The organism is Moraxella canis, assembly GCF_002014965.1.
Classification (GTDB): domain Bacteria; phylum Pseudomonadota; class Gammaproteobacteria; order Pseudomonadales; family Moraxellaceae; genus Moraxella; species Moraxella canis.
This window is the reverse complement of record NZ_MUXT01000001.1, coordinates 1-18,209: the sequence shown is the minus strand read 5'-3', so window position 1 is coordinate 18,209 and position 18,209 is coordinate 1. Positions and strand designations below refer to the sequence as shown.

The 18,209-nt window shown below is 44.5% G+C and carries 14 protein-coding genes; 7 read left to right on the top strand and 7 right to left on the bottom strand.

Annotated features, from left to right (window positions below; genetic code table 11):
• Positions 1–35 precede the first annotated feature (35 nt).
• On the bottom strand, positions 36–1,922 hold the full coding sequence (gene rpoD, locus B0180_RS00075) for an RNA polymerase sigma factor RpoD (protein ID WP_078255113.1): 1,887 nt from the start codon (positions 1,920–1,922) through the stop codon (positions 36–38).
• Positions 1,923–2,318: 396 nt separating this feature from the next.
• On the opposite strand from rpoD, the gene B0180_RS00065 reads away from it, so the two are divergent.
• The 4 genes from B0180_RS00065 to htpX all read left to right on the top strand — a co-directional run bounded on the left by B0180_RS00065 (position 2,319) and on the right by htpX (position 5,651).
• Positions 2,319–2,732: a hypothetical protein gene (locus B0180_RS00065; RefSeq protein WP_049236164.1), complete on the top strand. Its 414-nt coding sequence runs from the start codon at positions 2,319–2,321 to the stop codon at positions 2,730–2,732.
• Positions 2,732–3,424, top strand: a complete 693-nt coding sequence (locus tag B0180_RS00060; RefSeq protein ID WP_049236303.1) for an LrgB family protein — start codon at positions 2,732–2,734, stop codon at positions 3,422–3,424. Before B0180_RS00065 ends, B0180_RS00060 begins: the two co-directional genes overlap by 1 nt.
• Before the next feature lie 228 nt (positions 3,425–3,652).
• The gene (locus B0180_RS00055) at positions 3,653–4,564 is read left to right on the top strand and encodes a lytic transglycosylase domain-containing protein (RefSeq protein WP_078255111.1); all 912 of its coding nucleotides are present in this window, start codon (positions 3,653–3,655) and stop codon (positions 4,562–4,564) included.
• Between the two features lie 181 nt (positions 4,565–4,745).
• Positions 4,746–5,651 (top strand): protease HtpX, encoded by a 906-nt coding sequence (gene htpX, locus B0180_RS00050; protein ID WP_078255110.1) that lies wholly within the window; start codon positions 4,746–4,748, stop codon positions 5,649–5,651.
• Positions 5,652–5,705: 54 nt separating this feature from the next.
• Here htpX and hflX read toward each other — a convergent pair whose 3' ends face one another.
• Positions 5,706–7,115, bottom strand: a complete 1,410-nt coding sequence (gene hflX, locus B0180_RS00045) for a ribosome rescue GTPase HflX (protein WP_078255109.1) — start codon at positions 7,113–7,115, stop codon at positions 5,706–5,708.
• A gap of 103 nt (positions 7,116–7,218) precedes the next feature.
• On the opposite strand from hflX, the gene folP reads away from it, so the two are divergent.
• On the top strand, positions 7,219–8,109 hold the full coding sequence (gene folP / locus B0180_RS00040) for a dihydropteroate synthase (protein WP_078255108.1): 891 nt from the start codon (positions 7,219–7,221) through the stop codon (positions 8,107–8,109).
• A gap of 18 nt (positions 8,110–8,127) precedes the next feature.
• Here folP and B0180_RS00035 read toward each other — a convergent pair whose 3' ends face one another.
• From B0180_RS00035 to msrAB, 3 genes are all read right to left on the bottom strand, one after another.
• Positions 8,128–8,853, bottom strand: a complete 726-nt coding sequence (locus tag B0180_RS00035; RefSeq protein WP_078255107.1) for a 16S rRNA (uracil(1498)-N(3))-methyltransferase — start codon at positions 8,851–8,853, stop codon at positions 8,128–8,130.
• A gap of 20 nt (positions 8,854–8,873) precedes the next feature.
• On the bottom strand, positions 8,874–9,821 hold the full coding sequence (metF, locus tag B0180_RS00030; protein WP_078255106.1) for a methylenetetrahydrofolate reductase [NAD(P)H]: 948 nt from the start codon (positions 9,819–9,821) through the stop codon (positions 8,874–8,876).
• A 151-nt stretch (positions 9,822–9,972) separates the two neighbouring features.
• Positions 9,973–11,649, bottom strand: coding sequence for a bifunctional peptide-methionine (S)-S-oxide reductase MsrA/peptide-methionine (R)-S-oxide reductase MsrB (gene msrAB, locus B0180_RS00025; protein WP_078255105.1), 1,677 nt, complete (start codon positions 11,647–11,649; stop codon positions 9,973–9,975).
• 185 nt (positions 11,650–11,834) lie between these two features.
• On the opposite strand from msrAB, the gene B0180_RS00020 reads away from it, so the two are divergent.
• Positions 11,835–12,938 (top strand): RNA-guided endonuclease InsQ/TnpB family protein, encoded by a 1,104-nt coding sequence (locus B0180_RS00020; protein ID WP_078255104.1) that lies wholly within the window; start codon positions 11,835–11,837, stop codon positions 12,936–12,938.
• Positions 12,939–13,158: 220 nt separating this feature from the next.
• Here B0180_RS00020 and ahcY read toward each other — a convergent pair whose 3' ends face one another.
• Together ahcY and B0180_RS00010 are read right to left on the bottom strand one after the other, a co-directional pair.
• Positions 13,159–14,535 carry an adenosylhomocysteinase gene (gene ahcY / locus B0180_RS00015; protein WP_143821246.1) on the bottom strand — a complete coding sequence of 459 codons (1,377 nt, stop codon included), beginning with the start codon at positions 14,533–14,535 and terminating at the stop codon, positions 13,159–13,161.
• Positions 14,536–14,756: 221 nt separating this feature from the next.
• Positions 14,757–16,706, bottom strand: a complete 1,950-nt coding sequence (locus B0180_RS00010) for a TonB-dependent receptor plug domain-containing protein (protein WP_078255102.1) — start codon at positions 16,704–16,706, stop codon at positions 14,757–14,759.
• Positions 16,707–17,404: 698 nt separating this feature from the next.
• On the opposite strand from B0180_RS00010, the gene B0180_RS00005 reads away from it, so the two are divergent.
• On the top strand, positions 17,405–18,209 hold an 805-nt coding region (locus tag B0180_RS00005), incomplete at its 3' end, for a GA-like domain-containing protein (RefSeq protein ID WP_208609367.1).

Below are 18,209 nucleotides of genomic sequence, written 5' to 3'. Positions count from 1 at the left end.
CCGATGATATCAGCAGGTTTGATTTGAGATTAAGATTAATCATTTTCCAAAAAAGAGCGCAAATGCTCAGAGCGTGAAGGATGGCGAAGTTTACGCAGTGCCTTGGCTTCGATTTGGCGAATGCGCTCACGAGTGACATCGAACTGCTTACCGACTTCCTCTAGAGTATGATCGCTTGGCATGTCGATACCAAAGCGCATTTTGAGTACTTTGGCTTCTCGTTCGGTCAAATTGTCAAGCACCTCACGGGTTGCTTCACGAAGACCTTCTGCCGTTGCATTTTCAATTGGACTTGAGATGGTGTTATCCTCAATAAAATCACCCAGGTGGCTATCTTCATCATCACCGATCGGCGTCTCCATAGAGATAGGTTCCTTAGCGATTTTTAGGACTTTGCGCACTTTGGCCTCATCCATATCCAGACGCTCGCCCAGCTCCTCTGGTGTCGGCTCACGACCCATTTCTTGAAGTAGCTGACGACTGACGCGGTTAATTTTGTTAATCGTTTCAATCATATGCACAGGAATGCGGATCGTGCGTGCTTGGTCAGCAATAGAGCGCGTGATTGCTTGGCGAATCCACCATGTTGCATAGGTTGAGAATTTATAACCACGGCGATATTCAAATTTATCCACCGCTTTCATCAGACCAATATTGCCTTCTTGAATCAAATCAAGGAATTGCAAGCCTCGGTTGGTGTACTTTTTGGCGATAGAAATCACCAAGCGCAAGTTGGCTTCCACCATGTCTTTTTTGGCGCGACGAGCCTTGGCCTCACCGATTGCCATCTGGCGAGCCACTGCTTTCATATCACGGATGTCCATTTGAAGGGCTTGTTCGTGTGCCAACAATTTTTGCTGCAAGGCGACCACTTCAGGCTCAATTTTGGCCAAAGTGTCGGCAAAAGCAGGACCGCCTTCGATGCGGTGAGACAGCCATTCGACATTGGTTTCATTGCTTGGGAAGGTCTTTTTAAACTCATCCATAGGCATTTTGCCGCGGCGAATCACAAGCTTCATGATACGGCGCTCGTTGGTGCGCACATCTTCATAAACTTCACGCATCAAGCTCATGACTTGATCCGATAAGCGATTATTCAGTTTGATGAGCATAAAATGATTGGCCAGTTCATTATAAGCTGCTTTGACTTCTTCGCTGCCACGCCCATGCTTAGCTAGGGCTTCTTGGGCCACATCATATAAGCGCTGCATCTCTTCAAAACGGACGCGCACTTCTTCAGGGTCAAGGCTTGAATCATCGGTGTCATCAAGCTCAGCGCTATCAGACTCGCCATCATCCTCTTCTTCGGCGTCATCTTCGACCGTGGTTTTGGGTGAGTCAAGATCCAACTCAACTTCTTCTTCGCTCAAAATAAAATCGCTGTCATCGCCACTTAAGAATCCAGAAACGATGTCGGAGATTTTTTTCTCGCTAGCAAGCACTTGCTGATATTCATCAAGCACAAATTTTACCGTGCCTGGCCAATACGCCATGATATACTGAACTTCACGAGTGCCTTCTTCGATGCGCTTGGCGATACCAATCTCGCCTTCACGGGTCAGCAGATCGACCGTCCCCATTTCGCGCATGTACATACGCACAGGATCGGTGGTGCGTCCTGGCTCAGTCTCAACAGATGCTAATACCGCCGCCGCTTCATCTGTTGCCATGTCATCATCGCTACCAGTGTCTGATAACAAAATATCGTCATCATCTGGGGCTACTTCAAATACTTGAATGCCCACGTCAGTCAGCATCTGAATGATGTCTTCAATTTGATCGCTTTCGGTGACGGACTCTGGTAATTGATCGTTTACTTCGGCATAGGTGAGATAGCCTTGCTCCTTGCCTAGGCGAATCAGTGCACCTAACTGTGATGAAGAAGCGTCGTGATCTTCGGTGATATGATTATTTTCACTCATGTGCATTTTGTCTCTTGGTCGGCGTCAAAAACATTTCATTATACTGGCTTTTGGCGTAGCTTTCAACTCAGCGAAAGGCTTAGCCATGCTTTTATTAAAAATATAAATTTATCATTTTATAAAAATATTCTAATAACAAATCCTGGCTTTTCATTCATCAAATTTTCTCCAAAAGCTGATGAGTATATTGGGATTAAAAGCCTATTTTAAAAGAGTGATAGCAAAAATAATGCCAAACAAAGCCGATCATTATCGCGGATTTAGCAACTTTTAGTATCATTGATAAAAATAGTGAATATATCGGTCATCTGCTTGACCTTGAACTGAGCAGGTGTTTCAATGTAAGCTATCGTAAAACACCCGCTGATATTTGATGCTTATATTAAAGGAATAACGATGACGCTTAAGTTGGGCAGTAAAAGATTTTGGCTAGGAATGATAGGAACAGTCGCCATTGTGGTAGGGTTTCGTGAGCTGGCATTGGTGGTGTGTACTTGGCTTGGGATGCCGACGGCGGCAAATATCGTGGGTTTGGTGAGCTTATTTGTCGTGCTGGTAGGTGTGCGCATGACGGTAGGGCTGCCGACATGGTTATCAAGTTCAGCAAGCACCTTGCTGGTTGATAGCGGTTTTGCTTTTTTGCCGGTTTCGGCAGGCGCAGGGATTTTGCTGTTTGGACTGGGCGAGGATTTGCTACCGGTCTCAGCAGTCATTATTATCAGCACTCTCATTCCGCTTTGGGCATTTGCCAAATTATCTGCACTATGGCTTGCCGGTCGCGACGCCAAAAATGACAGAGGTGCGTTATGATGCTTGATACAACCACCATTTTGATCGCCTTTATCATCACTTTGATTGCGCATGTCGGCGCCAAATATGTCCTGCGCTACTTAAATAAGTTTATCAAAGGCGTGCCCATGATCATCGTCGCCATTGTATTGACGCTACTTTTGTTATTCATCATTGGGCTTGATTATCATACTTATTACGCACATGCCAGACCTGTTTTTGATCGCTTACTTGGTTATAGTACGGTGCTGTTGGCGGTGCCCTTGGCAGGGATGGATTTTAAGGGTTTGCCAGTCAAAAAACTGGGTGTGGTGGTGATATTGGCAAGTATCGTCGGGGCGATATTGCCGATGTCTTTGAGCTACCTGTTTGCGCTTAATATGGATACCATCTTGGCATTTGCGACGCGTTCTGTCACGACGCCTGTGGGATTGTCGGTTGCACAAATCATTGGCGCGCCTTTGGTGATGGCAAATTTGATCATCATCGTTTCTGGTATTTTGGGTGCAGGCATGTGCCGAATTTTATTTAAAAATATTCACGATGAACGCGCTCAAGGCTTGGCATTGGGATTGGTGGCGCATGCCATCGGTACAGTAGAAGCATGGACGATCAGTCCGACAGCAGGGCGCTATGCAGCGTTTGGCTTGGCGATCAATGGCTTGGTGACTGCCATGTGGCTGCCTGTGGCTGTGCTTTGGTGGCTGTCTTAAAATAAAATCTCTGTAAATGGGTGTTTTATTTATAACATAATCTCATGAATAAAGCGCTCTGATCTGCTTCAAATAACAAGCAAAACTGTTGAAAGTTTAGAAAAATGGTTGGGTTTATGTGTTTCTAAAGTGTAGCATTTTGTAGTTATGAGTGTTTCATCATGTTATTTATTAATTTTGTGATATAATGTGCCAAATTTTTTACCGAAGAAAAGACGAACAGACGATATGCAAACTTCAAAAATCCATGTAAATGCCCTGACTTTAGTGACATTTGGCATGCTTAGCGGTAGTGCATTTGCCCAAAACCCTGTCTCGGTTTATATTGCGCCTCAAGGCTCTGCCAATGCGACTGTGGCAACAGCCTATACTTTAGCAAATAGTCAAAACGCTGTAGAGTCTAGCCTATTGACCAATTTGCAAACCAATACCAGCAATTCCCAAAAATTCACCAGATTAAGCAGTGAGCCTCAAGTGGTTAGCCGTTTGTATACCAATGGTGAGTCTGCGACCAACTTTTCTGCCAATTTTGCGGTAAGTAATTATTCAAGCTATTCAGGTGGCTATTCTGAGCGTAGCGCCTACGATCATCTGATCCGAGAATCTGCGGCAAGACATGGCGTAGATCCTGGCTTAATTAAGGCGGTCATACACACCGAGTCAAGCTTTAATCCCAATGCGCGTTCACGCGTGGGTGCCATGGGTCTGATGCAGCTAATGCCAGGCACAGCTCGTGATATGGGTGTGTATAATGCGTGGGATCCTGCCCAAAACATCGAAGGCGGCACCAAGTATTTGGCATATTTGCAGCGTCAATTTAGCAATCCAAACCATGTGATCGCAGCTTATAATGCAGGTCCTGGTAATGTCAGAAAGCACGGCGGCATTCCTCCATTTCGTGAGACCAGAAACTATGTGGTCAAGGTCAATGATCGCTATAATAACATCTATCGTCTGGATGCAGCGCTGTATCAAGGCTATGACGCCAATCGCACTATGCTTGCGATGAACAGCACACCAGCAGCACAGGTGAATACCACAACGACTTCCTATGCTCAGCCAGTCACCCAAGCGGCGCCAAGCAATCCTGTGATTAGCCGTGAAGCCTCTGCGCGTATTTATTTTTCAAACAATGAGTAATGAGATCTTCCGTTTAGGATGGATTAAAATTGCTTAAACCCAAAAAGTTGTTAGCTTTTTGTGTCTATACAGGCAAAAACTTTGATGAGTCGAAGTTTTTGCCTTTTATTTTGCGTATTTATCATTATAATAGTAAGACTTTTGTCAGTTATATTTTTGATTTATAAAAGGAAATTCACAGATGATGCGAATTGGTTTATTCTTATTAACCAACTTAGCCGTATTGATCGTCTTTAGCATCGTTTTCATGGTGCTCTCGCAGGTCTTTGGCTTGGGTAGTGTCCATGGTGCGGGCGGGCTGAACTATGTCAGCTTGGCGGTGATGTGTTTATTGTACGGTATGATTGGTTCGGTCATTTCGTTGTTTTTGTCCAAGTGGATGGCTAAAAAATCAACCGGCACCGTCGTGATTGATACCCCAAGAAATGGCACAGAGCAGTGGCTGGTCGACACCGTCGCTCGCCAAGCGCGTGAAGTTGGCATTGGCATGCCTGAAGTGGGTATTTTTGATAATGCTCAGCCCAACGCATTTGCCACTGGCTGGAATAAAAATAAAGCATTGGTTGCTGTATCGTCAGGCCTTATCCATACGATGACACCTGATGAAGTCGAAGCGGTGCTTGCGCACGAAATCGGTCACGTCGCCAACGGTGATATGGTGACTTTGGCGCTGATTCAAGGCGTGGTCAATGCCTTTGTAATGTTCTTTGCGCGTATTATTGGTAATTTTGTGGATCGTGCGATCTTTAAGAATGAAAGTGATTCGCCAGGCATTGCCTATTTTGTGACCAGTATCGTGATGGATATTTTGTTGGGTATTTTGGCATCAGCGATCGTCATGTGGTTCTCGCGCCTGCGTGAATACCGTGCTGATGAGATGGGCGCACGCCTGGCTGGTCGTGATAAGATGATCAGCGCTCTCAATGCCCTGCGTCCTGCCGAAGCGCGTCCAGATCAAATGCCTGAATCAATGAAAGCATTTGCCATCGCAAGTGGTCAATCTCAAGGCTTTAGCATTGCCAGTTTATTCCGCTCACATCCGACTTTGGATGATCGGATTGCGTCGCTACAAAAATTTAATGGCTAATTTTTAATTGCGACAGCACCAAAAAAGACTGCTTTATGAAGCAGTCTTTTTTGATTATAAGCAAAAGGGATTCAGCTGATCGTCTGACTTATCATCATGTTGCTTAAGCACTTCTTCAAATGGCTCAAGCACAGGTTCTAAGCTTTTGGCCTGATCTGAGGGCAGGACTTGATTGGGATTCAGTGCGTATTGCCCAAGTAGCTGAGTCAGCTTAGCAGGCGACAGGCGCACACCCAGTACTTGATGACCCAGCTCATCAAAGCTTTCTGACTCAATCACGTCAAGCTCGTGCAGGGTGTTTTTTAGGGCGCCTGCATGGTGGGGCAAAGTCAGTGTGTAATGATTTAAATGCCCTGATAACAGCTCTTGGACTGCTAACATCAGCTGATCCATGCCCAGATTGTCTTTGGCAGACACATAAACCCGATGCGGCACGCCTTGGTCTTGATAATGTACTTTGGCAGGCTCGCCACTTTTATCAATCTTATTAAATACCAATAAAATCGGCGCATCCGCCTGTATTTGCTCAAGCACATCATTCACCGCCTCGATTTGGGCATGCATATCTTCACTGGCGGTATCGATCACATGCAGCAATAAATCCGCCTCAAGCGTCTCTTCTAGCGTGGCATGAAAGCTTTCTACCAGCTCGTGCGGCAAATGGCGCACAAATCCCACTGTGTCTGCCAATACTACATTGCCCACACCCGGCCATTTCACACGGCGCAGCGTCGGATCAAGCGTAGCAAAAAGCTGATCGGCAGCATAGATATTATCGTCGGTCAAGCGGTTAAATAGCGTTGATTTGCCTGCGTTGGTATAGCCGACCAATGACACGGTTGGTATGTCTGATTTTTGGCGCTTAGCACGACCTTGTTTGCGGGTTTGTTTGACTTTATCAAGTTTGGCTTTGAGCTGCGTGACCCGAATTTGAAGCAATCGGCGATCCGTTTCCAGCTGAGTTTCACCAGGACCGCGCAGTCCGATACCGCCTTTTTGGCGTTCAAGATGCGTCCAGCCGCGCACAAGACGCGTGGCAAGGTGATTAAGCTGTGCTAGCTCAACTTGTAATTTACCTTCATAAGTGCGTGCACGCTGCGCAAAAATATCCAAGATAAGCCCTGTGCGATCAAGTACACGGCATTTGATCAGTGATTCTAAGTTACGCTCCTGACTTGGGGTGAGCGTGTGATTAAAAATGACAATGATGTTATCAGCATCCTCTTCGTTAGCATCACGAAAGCGCTTGACCGCCGCTGCGATTTCTTCGGCTTTACCTGTGCCGACAAAGTATTTGGCATGGGGCTTACTGCGGCTGCCTGTGACGATTTCTACTTCATTGGCGCCTGCTGAGTGCACCAACAGGCGAAATTCTTCTAAGTCATCTGGATCTGCGATCTGGTGAATGTCCAAATGAACCAAAATGGCATTTTCTCCGCCTTCGTGTCTGTCAAAATATTGCAATATAAATCCTTAAAATTGAAATTTAAAATGCTTTAATGGGGATGACCTACCCAAAAAATCAAGTTATGGTATTATAAGGTATTTTTAAGCTTGAGTGTGTTTTATGTCTGATTCTACGACCAACTCCATTCGCCACCGTGATAAGGTCATGACTTTTGATGTGCCAAAAGTGATGGGCGTACTCAATGTCACACCAGATTCATTTTCGGATGGAGGGCGTTTTAACCATTTGGATGCTGCTTTGGGTCATGCCGAGCAAATGATCGCTTATGGCGCTGATATCATTGATATTGGTGGAGAATCCACACGCCCCCATGCGCCAAAAGTGAGTACCGATGAAGAGCTTGAGCGTGTGATCCCTATCATTAGCGCCATTCGTGAAAATTTTGGTGATGTGCTGTGGTTGTCTGTCGATACCAGTGACCCTTTGGTGATGCAAGAAGCGATTGGCGCAGGTGCTGACATTGTCAATGATGTGCGCGGTCTTAGCCGAGAGGGTGCGCGTGATGTGGTCGCTGAGCTTGGGTGTCCTGTGGTCATCATGCATAGCCGCGGCGCACCTGATACTATGACTCAGACGATGAATACACTTGCAAATTACGAAGATGTACTTGGTGAGATTATCACTGAGCTAGAAGATAGGGTGAATGGGGCGATAGCTTCAGGCATCAAGCAAGACAAAATCATCATCGATATCGGTATGGGGTTTTCAAAAACTTATGAGCATCATATCCAAATCATGCAAAATTTACAGCAGGTCATTGAGCATTTTAAGCTGCCTATGCTGTTTGGCGTGTCTCGTAAGCGATTTTTGGGTGAGATTTTAACCAATAGCGGACTTGACTATCTTAAGAATCATCAACCGATTGATCGAGATAATTTGGGGACGCTTGCACATTTTATTGCGCTACAGCAGGGCGCGCATATTGTGCGTGTGCATGATGTCAAGTCAATGGCGCAGGCGGTGCGACTATGGCAGGCATTATACGGCTAATTAAATTGGGTCAAAGAGTCAGGTGTCAGCCAAAATGGTCAATGCACTCAAGGCAACCACAGGCGCAGTCTCTGTACGCAGCACGCGCTCACCAATCCGCCATGGCATAAAGCCATGACTGATCGCCAAATCAATCTCTCGTGGGCTCAAGCCACCTTCAGCACCGATCAATAGACTGATGTGTTTTGGTAATGGCTTATCAAAGGTAGGTTTATCTTCACTGAGTGCAAGCACCAGTTTAAGCTTATCTTGACAAGTCGCCACCCATTCATCAAGCGAGATGGGCGCGATGATTTTTGGGACAATATTCATGCCACACTGCTCACAAGCAGCGATGGCGACACCTTGCCAATGCGTGAGTTTCTTAAAATCTCTTTCGTATTTTAGGTGAGCTTGGCAGCGATCACTGGTCAGCAAATGGATCTGAGATACGCCCATTTCGGTGGCTTTTTGGATCGCGTAATCCATACGATCGCCGCGGCTCATCACAAGACCAATGCTTGCTTGAAAAACTGGCACACGATTGATGGGATCGTACTCATCGATCTTAACGCTGGCAGATTTTTTATTGATGTGCGTGAGTGTCACGGCGTACTCACCGCCCATCCCATCAAACAAAAAAGCACGATCGCCAACAGAGGCGCGCAGCACCTTACACCAGTGATGTGTGACATCATCAGGCAAGGTCATGCTTTGTCCAATCAGATCGGTGGTGAGCGGTGTATTAATAAAAAATCTTGGCATGATTTGACCAGTCAAACAGCTTAAATCAGACCCAGCTCAGTCACTAGAGTCTTATTGGGTTCGGTGTTGTTCATGCTATAAAAATGCAAGGCAGGCACGCCTTCTTGGATGAGGCGCTCGCACAAATGGTGCACCACGTCATAGCCAAATGCTCGAATGGCTTTGCGATCATCGCCAAAGTCAGCCAGCTGCTTGCGAATATAGCGAGGAATGTCAGCACCGCAAGCATCAGCGAAGCGGATGATGTTTGAGGCATTGGTGATGGGCATGATCCCTGCGATGATGGGAAAATCGTCCTGATGCACGCCTTTTTTTGCCAAGCGGTCGCGCAAATACAGATAGCTGTCAGGATTATAAAAAAACTGCGTAATCGCTTCATTGGCGCCAGCATGATATTTGGCGACCAAATTATCAATATCAGCTTCAAAATTTTTGGCTTGTGGGTGCATCTCTGGATAAGCTGCTACCTTGATCGAAAAATAATCACCGCTGTGCTCGCGGATATATTTGACCAAATCCAGCGCAAAAGGCAGCTCACCATAACCCACTTGACCAGATGGTAAGTCACCACGCAAAGCCACCACGCGGTCGACGCCCAGTGATTTATAAAATTCAAGCAGCTCAGCAATCTCACTTTTGGTATCGCCGATACATGACATGTGCGGTGCAATGGGGGTATTTGATTGCTGAATCAAGGCTTCAACGATGCCCAGTGTGCGTGCGCGTGTCGAACCACCCGCCCCATAAGTCACGCTAAAATAAGTGGGATTTAGCGCATTGAGCTCATCAAAAGTTTTCATCAGCTTCACCTGCCCATCGTCTGTCTTGACAGGAAAAAACTCAAAAGAAAACGGCACTTTGGTGGTTTTTGCTTGGCTAGACGTATGGCTGGGTGTGGCTTGTAAGTCGTTTTTTAACTCGCCAAGCAGCTGCTCAATGGCAGTCAAGCGGTCTAAGGTGTGTGTCATGAAGCAATCTCAAAAATGACTGAAATTTTGCTATTATAGCAAGTTTTGATAAGTTTGAATCAAATTATGACAGCTTTTTTGAATGATTTGGCGTGATTTTTTGAGTGAATTAATAATGGCACAACCTAAGCTGTGCCATTATCAGTTTGCTTTAAGGCTGAGCAGGTTTGATCAGTGGTAATAACGCCCCGTAGCCGTGTTTGTCCATATCCGCTTTGGGAATGAATTTTAAGGCGTCGCCATTGATACAATACCGCAGTCCGCCCCGTGCCTTTGGACCGTCAGGGAACACATGCCCCAAATGCGAATCGGCAATGCGTGAGCGTACTTCGGTGCGTACCATGTTATAGCTGGTGTCGGTATGCTCGGTGATGACTTGTGGGTCAATCGGTTTGGTAAAGCTTGGCCAGCCACAGCCTGAGTTGTATTTGTCGGTGGATAAAAACAGGGGCTCACCGCTGACAATATCCACATACAGTCCATCATCAAACAAATGGTCATAGGCATGGCTAAATGCTCGCTCTGTGCCTGCGTTTTGGGTGATGTTATATTGAGCTTTGGTTAGGGTGTTTTTTAAATTATCCTTATCAAACGCTTGATAGCGTCTGGGGTCAAGGGCTTCTTGAATGGTGCTTGCCTTGGGCAGGGTTTGGGCTTTGCTGATAATTTTATCATTAGCAAGGCTTAAATCCACATGACAGTAGCCATTTGGGTTTTTGGTCAAATAATCTTGGTGATAGTCTTCGGCAAGGGCAAAATGGCTTAGGGGCAGATTTTCTACCACAATGGGGGCTTTGTATTTTTGCTGTAATTCATTTAAGGCGTGATCAATGACTGCCTTGTCGGTTGGGTCGGTATAATAAACGCCCGTGCGATACTGTATGCCACGGTCATTGCCTTGTTTATTGACGCTGGTTGGGTCAATGATTCTAAAATAATAGCGTAGCAGGGTGTCCAAATCCATTTTATCGGCATCATAGACCACTTTGACCGTCTCGGCGTGTCCTGAGCCTGCGATGACTTGTTCATAGCTTGGGTTTTTGAGGGTTTCATCGCCATTGGCATAGCCACTGACGGCATCTACCACACCATCAATCCGCTCAAAATAGGCTTCCACACCCCAAAAACAGCCGCCCGCCAAATAGATGGTTTTGGTATTTAGGGGCGTGCCTTGGTCGTTATAATGCACACCGTCTTTGTCTTTGGTGGGCATGGCAGTTTGGTGGCTTTGGGCTTTAAGCTCGCTCAATGCTTGTGGGTTTTTTGCCAAATAAGACACTTGCTCAACGCTAAGATTGCCCTTATTTAGATAGACAAGTTGCCCGTTTTTATCCAATATCGCCCAGCTGGGATAGACTTGTATGCCCAGTGATTTAATGAGCTGACCGCTGCTGTCAATAAGCACAGGCAGATTGGGATAATCGGCTTGCAGCGCTTGATACCAGTTGGTAAAGTCTTGGGTATTTTTTTCGTTTAAGTGAGTGGGGCTGGCAACAGTGATGATGTTAAAGCCTGCCAAATTGGGGTCGCCACGCCAGTCATGCGTTTCTTGCAAGGTGGATAGGCATAAAGGGCACCAGCTTGCCCAAAACTTGACCAAGGTGGGCTTATTTGGGTCAATGACGCTTTTGCCTGTGGCGCCCAAGCCTTGGGTGAGCTGGGGCAGGGTGGATAACTGCGCCAAGGTGTCGCTAGGCAGCATGTCTTGATGTGTTATGGATTGGGTTTGGATGTCGTTGGGTTTACCGCAAGCAGATAGCATACTAAGACTGGCAAAGATACCAAGACTGATGGCGCAGGCATGCGATCGTAAGCGTGGCTTTGTCATAACGGCTCCTTGTTGGATCATAGATATTTATAAGACGCTTTTGATGAGATAAATCTTACAAAAATATGCCATTAAAACTCATTTTATCCATCACCGCCGTAAAACCACCGACTTTAGGCGGTGGATATCAGGCGGTAAATCTCACTTTTTATTCTCTTAGCTTAATAAAATGATATAATAAACCCATGAAAACACTCAAGCTACGCATACGAGACAAACACACAGACCAACTAAACCACCTAAGCGGTTTAGTCAATTTCGTGTGGAATTATGTCAATGACTTGGGTTATAAATATTTACAGCGCACAGGCAAATTCTTATCTGCCTATGATTTAAACGACTACACCAAAGGCAGTGGTGAGCTACTAGGCTTACATTCTCAAACCATTCAAGCCATCAATGAAATACACGCCAAATCGCGTCGCCAATTTAAAAAAGCTAAGCTTAAGTGGCGAACCAACAACCCTAAATCTAAGCACAAATCATTGGGCTGGATACCCTTTAAGAAATCAGCCATCAAACACCTAGCGACACGACAAAGCGGTAAAAAGGGCTTAAAATCCACCTTGCAACTATCCCTAGCCAAAGGACAAAAGCTAGTCATTGACCTATGGGACAGCTACAACCTATCACTATATCAAATTAACACCTGTGAGATTGTGCAAGACAGCCGTAATCGTTGGTATGCGTGTCTCACTGTCAAGAACTATCCAAAACAAACTTGTGGCACAGGTTCGGTTGGTATTGATCTTGGTTTAAAAGACAGTGCGACCACCTCAAACGGTGACAAGCTAACCATTAAGCAAACGCTCAAATATGCAAAACAATTAGCGATAGCCCAAAGAGCCAAAAACAAACAACGCGTGAAAGCAATCCATGCCAAGATTAAAAATACAAGGTTAGACTTAATTCATAAATTCACCACCCAATTAGTCAAAGACAATGCCCTAATCGTGGTCGGTGATGTGAAAACCACCCAATTTAACAGTAAAAAAGGCAAACTGGCTAAAAGCGTCTATGATGCTGGTTGGTTTGAATTAAAGCGACAACTGGAATACAAATGTCAGCAGACAGGCTGTCGCTTGGAAATCGTATCAGAGCGATACACTACCCAAACTTGTTCATGCTGTGGCGATATGTCCAGTAGTCCGAAAGGTAGAGCAGGTTTGCGAATCAGAGAATGGACTTGTGCAAAGTGTGGCGCACGGCATGATAGAGATATTAATGCCAGTAAAAACATTCTTGCGGTCGGGCTTGACCGTCTTGTAGAAGGAATCCCCAAACGATAGGGCGGGGAGGAAGTCAACACCTTGTGGTTTGGATGTCATCGCTTGGATAGTCTTTAAAAAGCTGTGCTTGTCGCCCGTTGCCTTTGGGGTGAGCTGTTAAGGTTTTAAGTTAGTAAAAAGTGCGGTGCTGATGTATCAAGCATCAATCATTTATGATTAAATAAAAAAAAGCGGTAATGAACTTACCGCTTTGATAAAGCTAAGAGTGATACAAAACTGATTAGTACTTATACTCATCTGCCTTAAAGGGACCTTCAACAGGCACGCCGATGTAGTCGGCTTGTTCTTGGGTGAGTTTGGTAATCACGCCATTAAAGCCTGCCACCATGGCGGCCGCAACTTCTTCGTCCAGCTTTTTGGGTAGGACTTTGACATACAGGTTGTCTGCTTTTTTGTCGGTTGGCAAGTCGGCAAATTTTTCTTGATAAAGATGGATTTGTGCCAGCACTTGGTTGGCAAATGAGCCGTCCATGATACGTGATGGGTGTCCTGTGGCGTTGCCTAAGTTAACAAGGCGACCTTCGGATAGCACAATCAGATAATCGCCGTCATCATCAGAGCGATAGACTTGGTGAACTTGGGGTTTGACTTCTTCCCATGTCCAATGCTTACGCATAAAATCGGTGTCAATCTCAGTATCAAAATGCCCGATGTTACACACCACGGCGGTGGCTTTTAGGGCTTTTAACATGTCGCTATTACACACATGATAGTTGCCTGTGGTGGTCACAATCAAATCGGTGTCTTGTAGGAGCGTCGTGTTCACGCCTTGGCTTTGGTCGCCACCCACAAACGGTGAAACCAGTTCATAGCCGTCCATACACGCTTGCATCGCACAAATGGGGTCAATCTCAGACACACGCACAATCATGCCTTCTTGGCGTAAGCTTTGGGCAGAGCCTTTGCCCACATCGCCATAGCCGATGACCAAGGCACGGCGACCTGACAAGAGCATATCAGTGCCACGCTTGATGGCGTCATTAAGACTGTGGCGGCAGCCGTATTTGTTGTCGTTTTTGGATTTGGTAACCGCATCATTGACATTGATGGCAGGGACTTTGAGTTCTCCTTTACCCAGCATATCAATCAGACGATGAACGCCTGTCGTGGTTTCTTCGCTAATGCCATGAATGCTGTCTAACATCTGTGGGTATTTGTCATGAATCAGAGCGGTCAAATCGCCACCGTCATCTAGGATTAGGTTGGCGTCCCATAGCTTGCTGTCTTTGTGGATTTGTTGTTCTAAGCACCACTCATATTCTGCTTCGGTTTCGCCTTTCCAAGCAAATACAGGAATGCCAGCGGCGGCAATGGCAGCAGCAGCATGGTCTTGGGTGCTAAAAATGTTGCACGATGTCCAGCGAACTTCGGCACCTAACGCCACCAAAGTTTCAATCAAAACTGCTGTCTGTACCGTCATGTGGATGCAGCCGACGATTTTTGCGCCTGCCAGTGGCTGCTCATCGGCATAGCGTTTGCGAATGCCCATTAAGGCAGGCATTTCTGTTTCGGCAAGGCGAATCTCTTTGCGACCAAAATCAGCCAAGCTGATATCAGCAACTTTATAATCAGTGAAATTTGGGTCAATGGCAGACACTGCGTCCACTCCTTAAAATAGGCTAAGTTAAAAAAGTTAAAAACGCAGATGTCGTTGTTTTGCTCTTGATCAGAGCCCCAAGCCTGACCTTTTAAACCGCTTCAAAAGGACGCAACATCTCTTGGCAACCTAATATTATAACAAATATCCGCTTGATTTTAAAGACAATATCATAACTAAAAAAAGCCGCTCATCTTGAACGGCTTTTAAGTTGGTTTATATTAGTAGGTCAGAGTCAAACCTGCGGTGGTCAAGCGTCCACCATTGACATACCAGCCATTACCAAAATTGCTGACTTGGCGATATTCAGTATTACCGATATTTTCAATATTGGCAAAGAATTTGGCATTTGGCGTCACTTGCCAGTAAGTGCCGACATCAACGGTGGCGTAGCCGCGGACGCGCTCGGTGTTCGCACCATTGCTAAACGCTTTTGAGCGAGCCACTAAGGATAAATTGACCCCATAGTCATCTTTGGCAACACCAGTAGATAAAGTCAATGTTTGTTTAGGGCGATAGGCAATTTCAAGATTGTTCGCTTTATTCTCAGTCTCAACATAGCCATAGTCTAGTGATGCAAAGTAGCCGTCTTTTGCCCATTTTACTCCAGCTTCTGCACCTTTCATGGTTGCTTCATTGACATTATAGTAGCTGGAATTATAAATGCGATTGACATAATCATTTGATTCGGTGCCATAAGCAATCAGGTTGTCAATTGTACTGTAATAACCTGATAAATAAAATTTTGTATTGGTATTAAGGTGATGGTCAAATCCAATCTCGTAGGTTACGCTTTCTTCAGGTTGTAAATTAAGATTGCCGTTGGTGTTGTAAGTGCTGGTAACCCAATTGGTGGGGTCGGTATGCCAGCTTTGCCAATCTGCGGGGTGTAATTGGGAGCTGCTGGTCTGATAATACAGCTCTGTCAAAGCTGGCGCTCTAAACGCTGATCCGATATTGGCATAGACGCTGGTCGCAGGCGTGAAGTGGTAACGGATGGCACCTTGGCCAACAGTATGGTTGCCAAAGCGGTCGTTATCTTCTAAGCGGACGCCCAATTGGGTATTGATTTTATCGCTGTTATATTGATGCTGTAAATAGTAGCCGTAGCTGTCTATTTCTTGTTTGCCATCTTTAATATCGCCGCTTTTGAAGTCAGATTTTAGATAGCTTATACCAGCTAAAATGTTTTGGTTGGGTGCGATATACCATTTAGCGTGAATGTCAGCATCTTGATTTTTGGTATTAAAATGATCAGGGTCGCTGTCATTGACCACTTGAGTGTCTTTGAATTCTGAATAACGCGCAGCAATGGTTAAGTCCTGACTGACGTCAAAACTAGCCTTAGCGTTGATCAGCTGATTTTCAAAATCACGAGTGGCGTCATTTTTGCCAGTTGCATAATTGAAGTATTGACTAATTCCTTCATTTTGACTGATGCCAATGCTGGTACTTAAACGATCATCACTAAATCCAATCACAGCACCATAGCCTTTTTGGTCATAGTTTGCTTTTTGATCACGATTTTGATTATCCAAAATACGCGTACCATCAGTCTCTAAGCGCTGACCATGGATACTAGCATATAACCCTGTATCGGTCACCAAATCTGCCTTTAACAAAGCTTTGTAGGTATTATTTTCGCCGCCAAGACCAGTAATTTGGATGCCTGATTTGCTTGGTGCCGATGTGCGCATCTGCACCACACCGCCCACAGCATCTGCACCATATTGTACCGAAGCAGGACCTTTGACGATTTCGATTTGGCTGACATCAGATAAGTCAAAAAACGCAGGATAAAGTGGTGCAAGGTGATTTTGGCTATTTAGTCTTGCGCCATCCTTTAAGACCAAGGTGTGGTTAGCATTGGTGCCACGAGTGGATATTTCGCTAATTTGTCCGATACCGCCTGATTGCTTCAAGCTGATGCCTGCGTCTGTTTCAATAACTTTAGCAAGGTTTGAGACAGGATTTTGTCGAATCTCACGCTCACCAATCACGCTCACACGGGCAGGGGTTTGGCTCAGAAGACCGTCTGTTTTTGAAGCGGTGACGATCACAGGATCAAGGATTACGGTTGGCTCAGTGGGTTGAGTGTCTTGGGCAAATGCTGCGGCAGACAGTGGGGCTAATGCCAATACAATGGCACAGCGTAGGGTAAAAGATGACATAAATTACCTTCATGTATGAATATTGCTATTGGTTAAAGTTTTGTAAACCAAAACGTCCAATATTATATCATGAATGTAAAAATCACCCGTTTATTTAACTTGATAAATTTTAATGCACAGATGAATTTTATTCAGTTTGAATTTTCGTGAAACAATTAAAATATTATGGACAAAATTTGTCCACAATATTTAACACCTAATAAACATTTGCTCATAAAATTTATGAGATAATTCAATTAATTGCAGTTATAAAAAATATAGTAATAAGTACAAATAATTTGAGTGATTTATTGGACTGTAATTATTATTAATAATTAAAATTTGTAACTAATGTTTGTTTTATTAGTTAGTTTTTTATTCAATAACTTAATAAAATAAAATTATCTGAAATAAATATTCATATCTTATTGATAAATATTAGTTTTTATTCAATAAACTGAACAGTTCACGATTAAACTTGCAAAATCCAATCAAGGTTAGTATTATGGCGAGTAATAATAGCACAAGTCTAATTATTAAATTTAATATTTAAATTTAATAATTAAATTATCATGTTTGAATTTATCTAGTTAAACTCATGATCACATGAAAAATTTGTCTTGTAATACAATATCATTTTGTTGCAATGATATTTGGACTTATGATGCGATTTTTGTAAATATTTTAATTTTATTTAGATGTAATATAGTGAAAAAATTATGAAAACAATTTCTTTAAAACTAAATACTGCTACCCAAACCGTTGCTGAATATACAATCATTACTCAAGACGGCTCACCAACCGTTATTCAAGCATCCAATAAGGTCAATTATGAATTGATCGATCAAGCGACAGGTCGTGGTCCTGAGCGCATCCTTACAAAACGTGTTGGACAGGATTTGCATATCAGCTTTGAGAATAATGCTGACGAAGCTGATTTGATCATTGAAGATTTCTACAATAATCTTGATAGCGCTTTGATCGGTTTGGCAGAAAGTGGCGACTACCATTACTACATTCCTGAAAGTGGGGAGGTGAGCGATTTTGTTACGCGTCTTGAATTAAATGATATAGAAGGTCAAATTCTGGGCGATGATAGCTTGGTGGCTCCATGGTGGATTGAGGCTGGTCAAGCAGGGCGAGGTGCTTTGCCTTGGTTGGCTGGGCTGGCGACGGCAGGAGTGATTGGCGCTGCTTCTAACAATAGTGGCTCTAAAGATAACAAAAATTATACTGAGAATAATCAAGATCTGAGCGAAGCCGAAAAATCGCTGCAAACAGCCAAGGAAGCTAAGCAGAAATTGGATGCTGAGATTGCTAAAGCTATAGGGGAAGATGGCGCGATTACTCCAGCTGAAAAAGCACAATTGGACGCCTTAAAATCTGAACTTGATGAAACTATTAAGATCGCTCAGAAACAGATTGATAATATTGCGAATGTAAATGAAAAAGCCAACTTACAAGAGCAGCTTGATGGCTTGGCAACTGACTTGCCTGAGGCCAACGATCGAAACGACAACGACA